Source organism: Kitasatospora sp. NPDC058444 (genome assembly GCF_042721415.1).
Taxonomy (GTDB): Bacteria; Actinomycetota; Actinomycetes; order Streptomycetales; family Streptomycetaceae; genus Kitasatospora.
This window is the reverse complement of sequence record NZ_JBHXLL010000037.1, coordinates 33,591-48,290: the sequence shown is the minus strand read 5'-3', so window position 1 is coordinate 48,290 and position 14,700 is coordinate 33,591. Positions and strand designations below refer to the sequence as shown.

Sequence of the window (14,700 nt, the reverse complement as noted above, 5' to 3'; positions counted from 1 at the left end):
TGAGAAGGGGTGAGAACGGGAAGGAGGGAGGACGGGAAGGGGTGGGGCGGCGCGGGTGTCAGACCGCGTGGCAGGCGTAGTGGTGGTCGGAGCCGTCCGGGGCGCCGACGGTCGCCGGCCGCTCGGTGCGGCAGCGCGTCCGTACGCTCTCGTCGGCCTCCCGGTGGAGCGGGCAGCGGTCGACGAACACGCAGCCCCGCGGCAGCCGGGCGGCGCTGGGCTGCTCGCCCTCGAGGACGATGCGCTCGCGGTGGCGCTCGCGCCGCGGGTCGGGCACCGGGATCGCCGACAGCAGGGCCTTGGTGTACGGGTGCCGGGGCCGGGCGAAGATCTCCTCGGTGGCGCCGGACTCGACGATGTGTCCGAGGTACATCACCGCGATGCGGTCGGAGAAGTAGCGCACCACGGCCAGGTCGTGCGCCACCACGAGGTAGGCCAGGCCCAGTTCGCGCTTCAGCCGGGCGAGCAGGTTGATGATCTCGGCCTGCACGGAGACGTCCAGGGCGGACAGCGGCTCGTCCAGGACCAGCAGCCTCGGCTCGCGGGCCAGGGCGCGGGCGATGCCGACGCGCTGGCGCTGGCCGCCGGACAGCGCGGCGGGGAAGCGGTCGCCCATGGCGCGGTCCAGGCCCACCAGGTCCAGGAGTCGGGTGACCCGGGAGCGGACGGCCGTGCGGTCGGCGCCGGCGGCCCGGAGCGGTTCGGCCAGCAGGTCGAAGACGGTCATCCGGGGGTCCAGGGCGTCCGTCGGGTCCTGGAGGACGATCTGGACCTCGCGCCGCAGCTCGCGCACCTGGGCGGCCGACCGCAGCGTGGCGACGTCGGTGCCGGCCACCTCGATGCGGCCGCCTTCGGGGGCGCGCAGCCGCAGCACCTCGCGCAGCGTGGTGGTCTTGCCGCTGCCGGACTCGCCCACCAGGCCCAGGGTTTCGCCCGCGCGCAGTTCGAAGCTGATGCCGTTGACCGCGTGCAGGGTCCCCACCCGGCGCTTGAGCAGGGCCCCCTTGGTGGCGGGGAACGTCTTGACCAGGTCCTCGACGCGCAGGACCACGTCGCCGGCGGTCCGCTCCCCGGAGCCGGCCGGGGGTACGGGGACGGCCTCCCCGGCCGGGTCGAGGCTTCCGTCGGCGATCTCCCGCGCGCGGTGGCAGGCGGCGCGGCCGGGTCGGCCGGCCGGTGCGGTCGGGCCTGGTGTGTTCGAGTCCGGTGCGTTCGGGGCCAGTGCGTTCGGGTCCGGCGTGGTCAGGTCCGGTTCGGTGGTCCGGCACACCTCCAGGGCCACCGCGCAGCGGGGCGCGAAGGGGCAGCCGCCGGGCAGGCCGACCAGGGACGGCGGCTCTCCGCCGACTGGGATCAGGGGCCGTTGGACGCCGCTGTCCACGGTCGGGACGCCGGCCAGCAGGCGGGCGGTGTAGGGCATCGTGGGACGGCGGAAGAGCTCGTCGACGCCCGCGTGCTCGACGATCCGTCCGGCGTACATGATGGCGACGTCGTCGGCGTGGCCGGCCACCACGCCCAGGTCGTGGGTGATCAGGACGAGACCGGCGCCGGTCTCGCGCTGGGCCAGGCGCAGCACGTCGAGGATCTGGGCCTGGACGGTGACGTCGAGCGCCGTGGTGGGCTCGTCGGCGACGAGCACCGAGGGCCTGTTGGCGATGGCCAGGGCGATGACGACGCGTTGGCGCATGCCGCCGGAGAACTCGTGCGGGAACGCCTTGGCGCGTTCGCGCGGGTCGGGGATGCCGACCAGGTCGAGCAGTTCCACCGCCTGCTCCCAGGCGTCCTTCCTGGACAGCTCCCGGTGCACGCGCAGGGCCTCGGAGAGCAGCCGGCCGACGCTGAAGATGGGCGTGAGCGCGGACATCGGGTCCTGGAAGACCATGCCGATGTCCTTGCCGCGCACCCGGGAGAGCTCCTTGTCGTCCAGCGCCGCCAGGTCGCGGCCGCCCAGCAGGATCCGGCCGCCGAGCCGCGCGGTGGGCGGCAGCAGGCCCATGACGGCGAGGGCGGTGGCGGACTTGCCGGAGCCGGACTCGCCGACGATGCCCAGGGTGCGCCCGGGCAGGAGGTCGAAGTCGACGCCGCGCACGGCCTCCACCGGTCCGGCCTCGGAGGGGAAGGAGACGCGCAGGTCGCGTACGGACAGGACGGGTGCGGGCCCGGTGGGACCGGCCGCGGGCGCGGTGCGGCGCTCGGGTGCGAGGGTCATCGTCGGCCTCCTGCCGCCGCGGTGGTGGACGTGGGGTCGAGGGCGTCGCGCAGGCCGTCGCCGACGAAGGTCATCGAGACGGTGAGCAGCACGGTCAGCCCGGCGGGGAAGGCGAAGAGCCAGGGGGCGCTGGTGATGGTGCCCGCGCCGTCGGCGAGCATCGTGCCCAGCGACACGTCCGGGGTCTGGACGCCGAAGCCGAGGAAGGACAGGGCGGTCTCGCTGAGCACGGTGGAGACCACGCCCAGGGTGAGGTTGACGATGAGTAGGGAGCCCAGGTTGGGGATGATGTGGCGCACCACGATGCGCAGCGGGCGCACGCCCATGAACTCCGCGGCGCGCACGTAGTCGCGTTCGCGCAGGGACGTCGACACCGACCAGACCACGCGGGCGGTGGACATCCAGCCGAACACCGTCAGGACCAGGATGAGGACCCGCCAGTCGCCCGCCAGCCGGTGCGAGACCAGGGCGAGGACGAGGAAGGAGGGCACGATCAGCAGGAAGTGGACGAGGGCGAGGGTGGCCTTCTCCACCCGGCCCCCGACGTAGGCGGCGCCCGCGCCCACGACCGCGGCGATGGCGACGGTCAGCAGGGACACGCTCACCGCGATCACCAGCGAGCGCTGGAGGCCGTGCACGGCGGCGGCGTAGACGTCGTTGCCGCCCTGGTTGGTGCCGAACCAGTGCTCGGCGCCGGGGGGCTGGGTCAGGGCCGAGAAGTCGGCGTCCGTGTAGCCGTACGGGGTGAACAGGTCGCCGAGCGCGCTGAACAGCACGAGCAGCAGGAGGATCACCACGCCGGCGACGGCGATCCGGTTGCGCAGGAAGCGCCGCAGGTAGAGGCGGTGCCGGCCCAGGTAGCGCCCGTCGTGCCCGTCGTGCGCGTCCTGCCCGGCCTGCTCGGTGGGCAGCGGACCGGCGGCCGGCCCGGGTGCGGTGGCGAGGACGCCTTCGGGGGCCGCGTCGGGACTCACCGCGTCGGGACTCACGGCGTCGGAACTCACGGCGTCGGAACTCACAGGGGTGCCCATCTCAGCTCACCCGCACTCTCGGGTCGAGAAGAACGGTGGCGACGTCCGCGAGGATCGCGCCGATCGCGGTCAGGGCGGCGGCGAAGGCGGCGGTCGCCACGGTGCCGTGCACGTCGTTCTTGCTGATGGTCTGGATGAAGTACTGGCCCATGCCGTTCCAGCCGAAGATCGTCTCGGTGAGGACCGCGCCGGTGAAGACGGCCGGGATGCTGAAGGCCACGGACTGGGCGGTGGGGATCAGGGCGGTGCGCAGGGCGTGCCGGCGGATCGCCTGGGCGCGGGTGAGCCCGGTGGCCCGGGCGGTGCGCACGAAGTCGGAGCCGATGACGTCCAGCAGCAGGGAGCGCTGGGTGAGGTGGTAGCCCACGTACCCCGTCAGGGTGAGTGTCAGCGTCGGCAGGATCAGGTGCAGCAGCCGGTCGCCGACCGTCGCCCAGAACCCTTCCACGTCGGGCGAGTTCTCTCCCGCGACGTACAGGAAGTGCCAACCCGCCTGCTCGTTCAGCCGGATGGCCAGCAGCACCAGGGCGAGGGCGGCGATGGACACCGGGACGTTGAAGAGCGCCATGGACAGGGCCTGGGCGGCCCGGTCCCGCCAGCCGTACTGGCGCGAGGCGGTGTGGACCGCGAGCGCGACCCCGACGACGACGGACAGGACCGTCGCGCCGATCACCAGTTCGGCGCTGACCAGGGAGCGGTAGCCGATCTCCCCGTTCACCCGGACCCCGACCGGGGAGCGGCCCCAGTCGAAGTGCAGGACCACCCCGGTCAGCCAGTCCCACCAGCGGTGGAGCAGCGGCTCGTGCGGGTCGAGGTTGTAGGGGGCCAGGGCCCGGGAGATCTGCTCCTCGGTGCGGACCGGGCGCAGCTCCTTGAAGTTCGAGCGCGGGTCGAGGAACCAACTGGCCAGGAAATACGTGGCGTTGGTGGCCACGGCGATCACCAGGAACCAGCCCGCCGCCCTGCGTGTCACGTACCGGAGCACGGACGCCACCTCCCCACCGGGTGCGGCGGGTGCGCCTGGGGAGCGCCGGGTCTGGAGGAACTGGGCATGCGGGTGGAACTCTCTCGATCCAAGGGGTGGTTGCACGACCGTGCGCAGACCAGTCTGTGTGCGAGCGACACCCGGCACCAGGGATCAAGGCATGTCGACACGAAGACGAAACGCCCCCGCAGCAGACGGATGTGTCCGCGTCACATTCCGTCGAATCCGCAGGTGGGAGAGGCCGCCGCGGCCGCCGGGCCCGAAGACGGCGGGGGAGGGCCGGGCCGGTGCTGCGCCCCTCGCCTCCGCCACCCGTCCAGCGGTTCTCTTCGTGCCGGAACCGAGGACCGGTACCCGGGCGTCCGGTCTTCCCGGGATGTCGTCGTCCGCTGTCGGGAGGGTTTCGGATCGTGGTGTGGGCCGTCGTCGGGGTGCTGTTCGCGTTGCTGCCGCTCGTCCACTGGGTGCTGCGCGCCCGGTCGACGCCGCTGAGGGTGTCCGTCGCCGCCGTGCTGCTGCTCTGGCTGGCGCTGGTGCTCGCGCTGGCGCTCGACCTGCTGCAGCTGCGGAGCGAGGCCGAGCTGTACCTGCTGTACACACCACTCGCCGAACTGGCCGTCCTGGTCGGCCTGTGGCTGGAGCGACAGATCGCCGACCCGCGTACGGAGCGCCCGGGCGGCTGGTCCCGGGCGGTGGGCATCGCCTTCCACAGCCAGCTGGCCCTCGTCCTCACCGCGACCCCGCTGCTGGCGCTCGTGTTCTTCCACGAGGCGGACCTCCCGTCCGCGAAGGCCGTGCCGCAGCCGCCGCCCGGCTACACCACCGTCGGCACCGGCCAGTCCTGCGGCAACGGCCACGGCGCCACCTGCTGGCGCACGCTCTACCTGACGGGCCCGCCCGACGTGCCGACGGCGCAGGCCGCCGACCGGCTCCGGCCCCGGCAGCGGTGCGAGACGAACGGCTGGCTCATCGACCGCCGCGAACTCTGCACCGATGTCAGCACCGACGGCGCCACGATCGTCTACCGCGTCGTCCTCGGCGGCGGTCTCTAGAACCATCGATTCCATCGCACGGAGGGCAAGGTTCCCCGCGCGGTCCTCGTCGGAGCCCTGCTGCCACTCGCCGTGACCGTCCCGCCGCCGGCCACGCGCCGACCCTCCGTCACCGTCCCGGACCTCGCCGAGCGAGCCCGGCGGACGTGGACCCGGGGGGCATCGGAAACCGGTCACCGGGAGTAGACCGGCGCCGCGCACACCTTCCCTCGTGGCGCACGCGAGACGGCCTACAGAGCGTCACGAGGCCTGGAGTCCAGGAGCCCTCGGTGCTCCCTCCGGGCGCGACAGGTACTGGCGGAGCGGCAAGACGCAGGACTACTGTTGTGTGAGACGACAAAAGCAGAGCGATCCCCCGCGGGGTTGAATCTCCTGACGCCGGACCGTGTCCAGAATTCGGCAGATGCGTTGTGACGCAAGGCGTCGATGGTTCCGGTGAACGGCCAGATCGCTTCCCGCATCTCCGTCAAGCAGCCCGACGGAGGGGGCACTGGCCAATCGATCTCCAGCACCGGTTCACGCCGGGACGCCCCCCGGTGGTGGAACGGCCCGGAGCCTTCCCATGCGAGTGCGAAACGATGTCTGATTTCAGGGATGCCGCACAGGCCGTAAACGAGTCCAGGCAATTCTTCATGGAGGACGCGAATATCCACAGGATTCGCTACCACCTGCTCCGGCTCGGGGCCATCGCCCCGCTCAGTGAGCAGGAGGTCGACGAGCTGGGAGAATTCGTCCGGCTCGTTTTCCTGGGTGACGGCGCCGCGGCCGACGTGGGCGCCAAGATCGCGGGGCGGGCCGATGCGAGCCCGCTGGCCGTCGCCATCGTCTCGGTGGTCCCGAGCGGAGCGGACTCCGAGTCCCCCGCGGTCGACCCCAAGGAGGTGCTGACGAGCGCCATCGCCGGTGCGTACCTCTGCACCGGCGACCTGTCGGGAGTCGACCGGTCCCTCGTCGCGCCGCTGGGGGCGATCGCCGGCGCAAGCGCCGCGCTGTTCCAGCCGATCGTCACGAGGAGCATGGGCGCGGTCCCCTTGGAGGACTACCTGCGCATGCAGGACTGACGGCCGGCCGGGGGTTCGGCACGCCCGTCGGGAGTCGAACGGCCGGTGGTCGGTGAACTCCCCTTGTCCATAGGCGATGTGACGCTCCATCACTTCTTCCCCGTCACTTCGTGCCGCTTCGGCCGGTGGCGCGGGGGCGCCCCGCCGTGCGTCCGGCGGCGATCGCAGCAATTGAACGCGTTCAATATTGCTGGCATGATCTCCCGCGACGGCCACCCGGACATGTGACGAAGGAGCTCCCCGTGGACCCGAGCACGCCGTGGCGGAACCTGGGCTTCATCGGACTGCGGCTCGCCGACCTGGTGATCCGCTACGCCGCCACCCTCGCCGTCACGGAGGCGCTCCTGGCGGGGGCGATGGCGGGCACCGCCGCGATGACAGCGCGCGACATGCTGGGAATCGCGGCCTTCGTCGGGCTCCCGTCCGTCGTGATCTGCTTCCTCTTCTCGCTGTTCAGCACGAGGACCGGCGCGGCGTTCCGGGGCCCGCTGGCCGGGCTGCTGCTCCTGCCGCTCTGGTTCCTGCTGTTCTTCCCGCCGCTGCTGCCCGTCCTGCTGCTGGGCCAGCTCCTCTTCGCCCTGTGCGTCGTCCGGGCACCGCTGCTGGGCCCGCCCCGGATCCGGCCCCTGGCACGCCGCCTCCTCGACACCGCCCGTGGCCGGCGCCCCGGGCGGGCATGAGACATCGGCCCCGCCGACTTCCCGTGCGGGACCCGTGGCCCGGACGGGTGACGCGAAGCGTCGGTGGTCGCAGGCGGTCGGCGAGCCGGCCGGGGCGTCGGACATGGGACGACGGAGGACGTCGTCGACCACGTGGGAGGCGGATGCGCACCGGTCCCGGCCGTCAAGCCGGTCAACCGGCTACCGCTCGTAGCGGGGAAAAATCCGCCCTTCACCAGCCGTGCACCGCGCCGGAGCGGTACGTTGACGGCCGCCGACCAGGGGAAGAGAACCACCGACATGAGCATCGATCAGGCTGCCCTCGGCAGCGCGATGAAGGCGGTCGTCGCCGCCGCGCACGCCGACGACCCAGCCGCGCTGTACCGGGCCGTGATGCCGCCGGCAGGCACGGAAACGCCCCCGGCCGAGGTCGCGGCCTGGTTCGGGACGCTCCTCATCCACCTGGCCCTCACCGCCGCGACCACCTCGAAGCTGGAACGGGGCTGCCCCCGGGAGGCCGTCTCGGGGTGGATCGGGGAGGTCCTGGGCCCGCCGCCCACCCCGGCGCTGCTGCGCGCCGCGGATCCCGGCCGCATCGACCATGCCGAAGCGGTGAACGCCGCAGCGGACTACTCCCGGTGCCACGAGTACGCCGTCGACCTGATCCGGTTGGGCCTGGCCGATCCGAACGAGGCACCGGACGAGCGAGGCGTCGACGCCCACTGCGCGGCGACGAACGACAGCAGGACGCGGATCACCGTGATCGCGCTGCTCGGCCGCCTCGCCGCCGTTCCCGACGGGCGGGCTTGACGGCGAACCACGCCGACAGGTTCGCCGTCCCGGCGCGCGGTTCAGGACTGTCCGAGGTCAGCGGGACGGCGAGTTCGGGACGTACCTCCCGAACGGCTGGGTCAGCCGATCACGCCAGAGAGGTCGAGCGCCTCCATGCGGTCCAGGCACAGCCCGATCTCGGTGACCAGGGCCTCGGAGCTTGGAGGGAACTCCTCGGGGCCCGTGGACAGCAGTTCCGTGACGTTCCCCCCGTCGTCCTCGAGGGAGACCCCCGCCAGCAGGTCCGTCCCGCCGGCACTGAAGCCGATGGAGAGCTGGAAGACCACCGCCGCGTTGTTCGCCAGCTCGATCATCTGGCCGTCGCTGTAGGACGCCTGGTCCGGGTCGTCCGAGTACTGCCAGACCGGCCCCAGTGACTCGCGGCTGCGCACCGAGCCTGTCGAGGCGCGCTCCTCCCAGGCGCGCGCCAGCCCCTTCAGCTTGAAGTGGGCATCTCGGAGGGCCACTGCCAGCGCGACCGCAGCCTGTCCCGAGCCATCCATCAAGTCCGCTCCCACCCGTATCCGCGTCGCCGTGGCGGCCCAGCCGTCTCTCACGTCCGCCCCATGGCCGCCGAGGTCCCGCACGGCCGCGCTTGCTCGGGCCGGTTCGGGGCCGGCTCGGAGGCGGAGACGGCCACCGTTGACCATCGTCAGTCGTGTGGACAGACGAAGATCAGCCGCCGGCCGTGGGCCACAGCGTAGACCCCGCCTGCTGACCGGCGGTGTCCGAGGGCCCGATGGCTCGAGCGGCGGGCAGGGTCCGTCCGGGCGGAACGGCGCTGGTGCGGGGGTCCGCGCCGGATCGGCGACGAGCGTTGCCGGGCACCAGGCGCGGCACGGTTCATTCGCCCGCGGTGTCCTCGGCCTCCCAGCGCAGCAGGTCGCCCGGCTGGCACTTGAGCGCCTCGCAGAGCGCGGCGAGTGTCGCGAAGCGCACCGCCTTGGCGCGGCCGTTCTTGAGTACTGCCAGGTTGGCGGGCGTGATCCCTACGCGGTCCGCAAGCTGACCGACCGACATTTTCCGCCGGGCCAGCATCACGTCGATGTCGACCACGATGGGCATCAGATCACCTCGTCCAGCTCGGCCTTCATCCGGGCCGCCTCGACGTCGCGTGCGACGGCCTGGGCGAGCAGCATCCGCAGCACGAGCACGATGAGCGCCACCCCGAGGACGGCCACGCCGATCCCGCCCATGATGAGCGTGACGCCCGGGTCGTCCCGCTGCCCGGGCGCGTTGACGGCCGTCACCGAGAACCACAGCAGGGCAGCCGCCACGATCGCACCGATCACGCCGTCCACGTACCGGAAGGCTGCCAGGGAGAACACGGTCCCGCGTCGCACCATCGCCACCAGCCGCCACACGCAGACCAGGGCGACCTGTGCCGACACCATGCCGAGGATCGTGATCACGCGCAGCGGGGTGAGCGGGAGCGACCCGTCCGCCGGCTTGGTGGCCATCGCCCACAGCATCATCGTCTGTACGAACACCGTGCCGGTGAGCACCACCACGAGCACGGCGCGCAGAGCGCGCACCGTCAGTCGTCCCATGACCCGTCCTTCCATCGATCTACGATGGGAATCTATCGATTCTCGATAGATGAGGCAAGGGCGGGGTCGGACGCCGATGGCCGCGGCGTCGAACGATCGAGCCGGGTACGAGCGGTGACGCCCCGTCGGGCCCCGGGGCGGTGCGGCGGGTGCGGCGGTAGACCTCGTCGCAGCAACTCCCGTCCGCCGCCACGGCCGGGCGGCTCCGCCCCCACGGTCCCGGCGGGGCTCGCCGAGCACACCTGTCGGGCGGCATCGGACGCCCTTGGGCGCCCTCGGGCGGCGCGGACGCCCACGAGGGACGAAGCCCCCGAGGCGGGCGGAAACCCGTCGTTCGAATCTGAGTGCGCGTACTCATGCCGCCCCCGCCGGCGTGCGACAGGATCGGTCGTCGGACCACGCGCGTCGTCGGACCACGCGCACAGCAGCACGGAGAGGACACGCACCGGTGACCACACCCGGGGGGACGGCGACGAGCGGTCGAGGGACGACGGGCCGGTGGCGGGCGGTCGGCGCCTCCCGGACGGCGAGGGCGGCCGCGGTGGGAGCCGGCCTCGGGGTGTCGTCGATCGCGCTGGCCGCGCTGCCGTGGGTCGACCTGCTCCCGTGCGACCGGCAGCAGGGGTGGAGCTGCCTGGGGGTGGGTCTGTTCTTCCTCGGGGTGGCCGCGGTCGTCGGCTTCCTGGTGAGCTGGCTGGCCCTGCGGTTGGCGGGCGTCCGCCCGGCCTGGCAGGTCGCCGCCACGGCCGCCCTGCTCCTCTGGCTGGCTGGCGAGCTGGGCGACCGGGCCGGTGCCTGGACCCTCCCGGACGCGCTGCTGCCCTTCGTCACGGCCGCGGTGTTCGCACTCGCGGCCGCCCTGACCGCCCCCAGGCCGCTGCTGTGGCGGCCGCGCATCGCCCTGTTGGTCGCCCTCGCCCTGTGCTGGCCGCTCTCGGCGCTCCTCGGCGGGCACCGCGCGGACGAAGGCCTGCGCGACGAGATCGCCGGCGCCGGCGTTCCGCTGTACGCACCGGACGTCGCCGGCTACCGCATCCGCACCCCGCTGGCCAGCAAGCCCGGCCGGTGGTTCGGCTTCACCCTGCTGCCCGACCGTCCCGGCGCCGATGCCGACGACCCCAACCACTGGGCCGTCAGGGTGACGGTGCAGCCGGTGGGACCCACCTTCCGGCCACCGGTCTGCGACGCGCTGGACCTCGGCAGCACGGTGCGCGCCGAGGGCTGCGAGCAGGTCGCGCCGGACACCTGGCGGCGGGTCGGCCCGTACGTGGTCTTCTACTTCGTCCGCCGGGGCGACCACCTGGTCGTGATGTCCGCCGACGGCAGGAACAACACCGAAGCCGATCTGCGCGCCCTGGCCTCGACCCTCGCGGAACGCGACCCGCACTACTTCGTCCGCTGAGCCGGCTGCGCCCCGGCCTGGCCCCGAACCGCGCCTCGACCCGGGCCGGGAAGGGCGAAGGCGCGCCCTGCGCGGCATCGCCGGCCGGTGCTCCGGCCGGCGCCGAAGCGGGCGATCGGGCGGCGGCGGGCCTCCTCCTCTCCCGCGGCCTCCGGGCAGCGCCGCCCCGTGCCCGCCGGTCAGGCCTTCGCCCTCCGGCTCCGTCCACCCGCAGGGCCCTCCCGCAGCCGGGTACCGAGCGGGTGCCGGAGGGGCGGGCGGGGCGGAGGGGCGGCGGGGCCGCGCTCAGAGCGGCCGGTCGGGCCCGGTGGTCGGCGTCCGGGGCGCCTCGTCGCCGGCGGATTCGCGCAGCCGGCGGGCGGCCGACGCGGCGGAGAGCAGCGTGGGGGCGGCCGCCAGGGCGAAGCAGAGCGGCAGTGGCAGCCGGTCGACCAGCAGGCCGATGGTCGCGGTGCCGCCCGCCGAGCCGGCGTTGAAGGCGGTGTTCACCCAGGCGCCGGCCCGGGTGCGGGCCCGTGGCGCGGCCGTCTCGTCGGCGATCAGGTAGGCGGTGGTGACGACGGGTGAGACGAACAGCCCGGCCAGTGCGACGGCCGCGGTCAGCACGGGGAGGTTCGGCGCCAGCCCCGCGCCCGCCAGCGCCAGGCCCAGCCCGGCGGCCAGCAGCGGCAGCCGGGCCCGGTTCGGGGCGGACCAGGCGACGGCGCCGTGGGCCAGGCCCCCGACGGCGCTGCCCGCCGAGAGCGCCGCCAGGATCCAGGCGGCCGCCCCGGCCCGCCCGCGCTCCTCGGCGAAGGCCACCACCATCAGGTCGAGTGCCCCGAGCGCCAGCCCGGTCGTGGCCGAGGCGAGCACCACCCGGCGCAGCTCTCCTCCGCCCTCCGGGCGCGCTCCGGGTGCGGCCGGCCCGGTCCGGTCCGCCTCCCGCGCGGCCGGGGAGGAGACCAGTGCCAGGGTGCCCGTCAGGACGAGCCCGGCTCCCGCGGCCACCCCGGCCGTCGGGCCGGCGACCGTGAGCAGCAGCCCCACCAGCAGCGGGCCGCTGACGAACAGGAGCTCCTCGGCGACGGTGTCCAGGCTGTACGCCCGTCGCAGCAGCTCCCGGTCCGGCAGCAGTCGGCGCCAGAGCGTCCGCATCACCGGCCCGAGCGGCGGGGTGCAGGCACCGGCGGCGACCACCAGAGCACCCGTCAGGAGCGGTGGCGCGCCCGGCCGCCAGGTGGTGGCGGCCACCAGGACCAGCAGCCCGGCGTACAGCGCGGCCATCGGCGGCAGCGCGCGCCGGGGGCCGTACCGGTCGACCAGGGCGGCACGGGCCGGTGAGAGAAGGACACTGGCCAGCCCGAACAGGGCCAGCACGGTGCCGGCCACCGGGTAGGAGCCGGTGGCGTCCTGGACGGCCAGCATCATGGCGAACGGGACCATCCCGTACGACAGCCGGCCCAGCAGGGCGGCACCGAAGACGCGGCCGGTGTGCGGGGCGCGCAGGACAGCGGCGTAGGAGGGGGCGGGCGAAGACAAGGGAGACGTTCCTCGGCGAAGGCGGGCAGGGCGGGGCCGTACCCGGAGGCGTGCGGGGACACCGGAGCCCGTGCCCGGTGAGAGGGGGCACGGTCGTCGCGGGTCCGTTACGCACGGGGGAGGAACATGCCGGGAACCGTAGCAGACCCGCCGTCCGGTGAAGGCCCTCGCCGGGGTCGGTGAGTGTCGCGAGAATCGCCGCGGGGCGGCAGGGTGCATGCCCCCTTGTAGTTTGCCTTCGGTATTTCGTTTTTCACCGCTTCGACCCCCGATTGTCGATCGGATCAGGTACCGCCCGTCCGCTGGTGAGCGGCCCATATACGACCTACAGAACCTTCACGACGTCAGGTAGAGTCTGCGCCGCCATGCATGACGATCACTCAGAAAAACGGGGGGCTTGACAAACCCGGGTCGAGGTCGAACCGAAGTCGATATCAAGTCAATTCATATCGATCACCCACAGACTGTCCTAGTTTGCGCCGTCTTTGACGCAAACTTACCCAGGAAAAGGAAATGCGCACAGAAATACATCGCCGGCCCATCACAGGGGGCAGGGCCCTCACCGCCTCAGCCGACGCCGTCCCGACCGCCGACTCCGCGTCGCCGGAAGGATCCACGACAGGAAGTCCCATGTCCCGCACGTCCCGGTTCCGTTCCCGGCGGGCGGGTGTGCTGACCGCCGTCCTCGCCGCCGGTGCACTGTCCACCCTCGGCACGACCCCGGCCGGCGCCGTGGTGGGCGACGCGGCCGCGGCCGGCGCCTCCGCCACCGCCGCGCGCCTGGTGATCGGTGACAGCCTGCGCGGCTGCACCGGCGCGCTGGTCGACCAGCTCTGGGTGATCAGCGCCGCGTCCTGCTTCTCCGACGACCCGGCGCAGCCGCAGGCGCTGGCCGCCGGCGCGCCGAAGTGGAAGACCACCGCCACGGTCGGCGCGAAGTCGACCCAGGTCGTCGAGCTGGTGCCGGGTCAGGGCCGCGACCTGGTGCTGGCCCGCCTGGCCACACCCGTCCAGGGCGTCACGCCGCTGACGGTCGGCACCTCGGCGCCGGTCGCCGGGCAGTCGCTGAAGGTGACCGGGTTCGGGCGCACCAAGACCGAGTGGGTGCCCTCCCAGGCGCACACCGGCTCGTTCAGCCTCGACACCGTGAACCCGACCGGCGTCGGCATCACGGGGACGGGCGGCGCGGCGGTCTGCCAGGGCGACACCGGCGCCCCCGTGGTCCGCGAGGTCAACGGCAAGGCCGAGCTGCTCGCCGTCGCCTCCCGTTCCTGGCGCGGCGGCTGCCTCGACACCCCCGCCACCGAGACCCGCACCGGCGCCTACGCCACCCGCGTCGACGACCTCGCCGCGTGGGTGTCGGCCCAGACGAGCCGGTCGTACGAGATCCTCAACCCCGCCAGCGGACGCTGCCTCAACCTCAAGGGCGCCGGGCCGACCTGGCCGAACAGCACCGAGATCATCGCCTGGGACTGCGCCCTCGGCGCCAACAACGAGAAGTTCCAGCTCACCCCGGACGGGCTGCTGCGCAACCCCACCAGCGGACGCTGCCTGAACGTCGCCGGTGCCGGGCCGTGGAACAACGGCAACCCGATCATCCTCTTCGACTGCAGCGCCTCCTCGGGCAACGAGAAGTTCGAGTGGACCGCCGAGGGCCAGCTGCGCAACCCCGCCAGCAACCGCTGCCTGAACGTCTTCGGCGCCGGCCCGTGGGCCAACGGCACACCGATCGTCCTGTTCGACTGCAACGGTGACCCGAACGAGAAGTTCCAGCTCGTCGCCGACAACGAGATCCCCCACCCGGTCGGTCGGATCAAGAACCCTGCCAGCGACCGTTGCCTCAACATCTCGGGCGCCGGCCCGACCTGGCCGAACAGCACGCCGATCGTCCTGTTCGACTGCAACGGCCAGATCAACGAACAGTTCCAGCTCACCGCCGACGGGCTGCTCTACAACTACGGCAGCAACCGTTGCCTGAACGTCGCCGGTGCCGGGCCGTGGAACAACGGCAACTCGATCATCCTCTTCGACTGCAGCGCCTCCTCGGGCAACGAGAAGTTCGAGTGGACCGCCGAGGGCCAGCTGCGCAACCCCGCCAGCAACCGCTGCCTGAACGTCGCCGGCGGCGGCCCGGTCTGGAACAACAACACCCCGATCATCCTGTGGGACTGCAACGGCGACCCGAACGAGAAGTTCCAGCTCATCGCCGTACAGGCCTGACCGTAGCTCCGGATCAAGAGGTGGTGGGTGGCCGTGGCCGGATGCCACGGCCGCCTTCCGGTTCCGGCCGGTTCAGCCGTGAGCGGCCCGTGGAACGCGCCGTCGCCCCGCCGTCGGCCGTCGCGGTGCACCGCCGGAGCAGCTCCGGGCGAGCACCTGCCCGCCGACCGAACGGGTCA

At 72.9% G+C, this 14,700-nt stretch carries 13 protein-coding genes; 6 read left to right on the top strand and 7 right to left on the bottom strand.

Annotation, left to right across the window (positions count from 1 at the left end; genetic code table 11):
- Positions 1-58 precede the first annotated feature (58 nt).
- The 3 genes from ACFWP2_RS29885 to ACFWP2_RS29875 form a co-directional block, all read right to left on the bottom strand.
- On the bottom strand, positions 59-2,209 hold the full coding sequence (locus ACFWP2_RS29885) for a dipeptide ABC transporter ATP-binding protein (RefSeq protein ID WP_380457129.1): 2,151 nt from the start codon (positions 2,207-2,209) through the stop codon (positions 59-61).
- Positions 2,206-3,066, bottom strand: coding sequence for an ABC transporter permease (locus ACFWP2_RS29880; protein WP_380457207.1), 861 nt, complete (start codon positions 3,064-3,066; stop codon positions 2,206-2,208). The genes ACFWP2_RS29885 and ACFWP2_RS29880 overlap by 4 nt, the downstream gene beginning before the upstream one ends.
- Positions 3,067-3,241: 175 nt before the next feature.
- Positions 3,242-4,225 carry an ABC transporter permease gene (locus ACFWP2_RS29875; protein ID WP_380457127.1) on the bottom strand — a complete coding sequence of 328 codons (984 nt, stop codon included), beginning with the start codon at positions 4,223-4,225 and terminating at the stop codon, positions 3,242-3,244.
- A 410-nt stretch (positions 4,226-4,635) separates the two neighbouring features.
- On the opposite strand from ACFWP2_RS29875, the gene ACFWP2_RS29870 reads away from it, so the two are divergent.
- The 4 genes from ACFWP2_RS29870 to ACFWP2_RS29855 all read left to right on the top strand — a co-directional run bounded on the left by ACFWP2_RS29870 (position 4,636) and on the right by ACFWP2_RS29855 (position 7,807).
- The gene (locus ACFWP2_RS29870) at positions 4,636-5,277 is read left to right on the top strand and encodes a hypothetical protein (protein ID WP_380457125.1); all 642 of its coding nucleotides are present in this window, start codon (positions 4,636-4,638) and stop codon (positions 5,275-5,277) included.
- Between the two features lie 632 nt (positions 5,278-5,909).
- The gene (locus ACFWP2_RS29865) at positions 5,910-6,338 is read left to right on the top strand and encodes a hypothetical protein (RefSeq protein WP_380457123.1); all 429 of its coding nucleotides are present in this window, start codon (positions 5,910-5,912) and stop codon (positions 6,336-6,338) included.
- 242 nt (positions 6,339-6,580) lie between these two features.
- A complete protein-coding gene (locus ACFWP2_RS29860; protein ID WP_380457121.1) occupies positions 6,581-7,018 on the top strand; it encodes a hypothetical protein in 438 nt (145 codons plus the stop codon).
- 279 nt (positions 7,019-7,297) lie between these two features.
- Positions 7,298-7,807: a hypothetical protein gene (locus tag ACFWP2_RS29855; RefSeq protein WP_380457119.1), complete on the top strand. Its 510-nt coding sequence runs from the start codon at positions 7,298-7,300 to the stop codon at positions 7,805-7,807.
- Positions 7,808-7,908: 101 nt separating this feature from the next.
- On the opposite strand, the gene ACFWP2_RS29850 is transcribed toward ACFWP2_RS29855, so the two are convergent.
- From ACFWP2_RS29850 to ACFWP2_RS29840, 3 genes are all read right to left on the bottom strand, one after another.
- On the bottom strand, positions 7,909-8,331 hold the full coding sequence (locus tag ACFWP2_RS29850) for a hypothetical protein (RefSeq protein ID WP_380457117.1): 423 nt from the start codon (positions 8,329-8,331) through the stop codon (positions 7,909-7,911).
- Positions 8,332-8,671: 340 nt separating this feature from the next.
- Positions 8,672-8,893: a helix-turn-helix domain-containing protein gene (locus ACFWP2_RS29845; RefSeq protein ID WP_380457115.1), complete on the bottom strand. Its 222-nt coding sequence runs from the start codon at positions 8,891-8,893 to the stop codon at positions 8,672-8,674.
- Complete coding sequence (locus tag ACFWP2_RS29840) at positions 8,893-9,378, bottom strand: DUF2975 domain-containing protein (RefSeq protein WP_380457113.1); 486 nt, start codon at positions 9,376-9,378, stop codon at positions 8,893-8,895. The genes ACFWP2_RS29845 and ACFWP2_RS29840 overlap by 1 nt, the downstream gene beginning before the upstream one ends.
- A gap of 559 nt (positions 9,379-9,937) precedes the next feature.
- On the opposite strand from ACFWP2_RS29840, the gene ACFWP2_RS29835 reads away from it, so the two are divergent.
- A complete protein-coding gene (locus ACFWP2_RS29835; protein WP_380457111.1) occupies positions 9,938-10,780 on the top strand; it encodes a hypothetical protein in 843 nt (280 codons plus the stop codon).
- Positions 10,781-11,065: 285 nt separating this feature from the next.
- Here the strand turns inward: ACFWP2_RS29835 and ACFWP2_RS29830 are convergent, their stop codons facing one another.
- A complete protein-coding gene (locus ACFWP2_RS29830) occupies positions 11,066-12,301 on the bottom strand; it encodes an MFS transporter (protein ID WP_380457109.1) in 1,236 nt (411 codons plus the stop codon).
- 630 nt (positions 12,302-12,931) lie between these two features.
- On the opposite strand from ACFWP2_RS29830, the gene ACFWP2_RS29825 reads away from it, so the two are divergent.
- On the top strand, positions 12,932-14,521 hold the full coding sequence (locus ACFWP2_RS29825; RefSeq protein WP_380457107.1) for a ricin-type beta-trefoil lectin domain protein: 1,590 nt from the start codon (positions 12,932-12,934) through the stop codon (positions 14,519-14,521).
- Positions 14,522-14,700: the final 179 nt, after the last annotated feature.

Bases quoted from the DNA above. Each gene is read 5' to 3' on its own strand.
- ACFWP2_RS29855 (WP_380457119.1), top strand. From the start codon at position 7,298: ATGAGCATCGATCAGGCTGCCCTCGGCAGCGCGATGAAGGCGGTCGTC.
- ACFWP2_RS29850 (WP_380457117.1), bottom strand. From the start codon at position 8,331: ATGGATGGCTCGGGACAGGCTGCGGTCGCGCTGGCAGTGGCCCTCCGA.
- ACFWP2_RS29885 (WP_380457129.1), bottom strand. From the start codon at position 2,209: ATGACCCTCGCACCCGAGCGCCGCACCGCGCCCGCGGCCGGTCCCACC.
- ACFWP2_RS29845 (WP_380457115.1), bottom strand. From the start codon at position 8,893: ATGCCCATCGTGGTCGACATCGACGTGATGCTGGCCCGGCGGAAAATG.
- ACFWP2_RS29865 (WP_380457123.1), top strand. From the start codon at position 5,910: ATGGAGGACGCGAATATCCACAGGATTCGCTACCACCTGCTCCGGCTC.
- ACFWP2_RS29840 (WP_380457113.1), bottom strand. From the start codon at position 9,378: ATGGGACGACTGACGGTGCGCGCTCTGCGCGCCGTGCTCGTGGTGGTG.
- ACFWP2_RS29825 (WP_380457107.1), top strand. From the start codon at position 12,932: ATGTCCCGCACGTCCCGGTTCCGTTCCCGGCGGGCGGGTGTGCTGACC.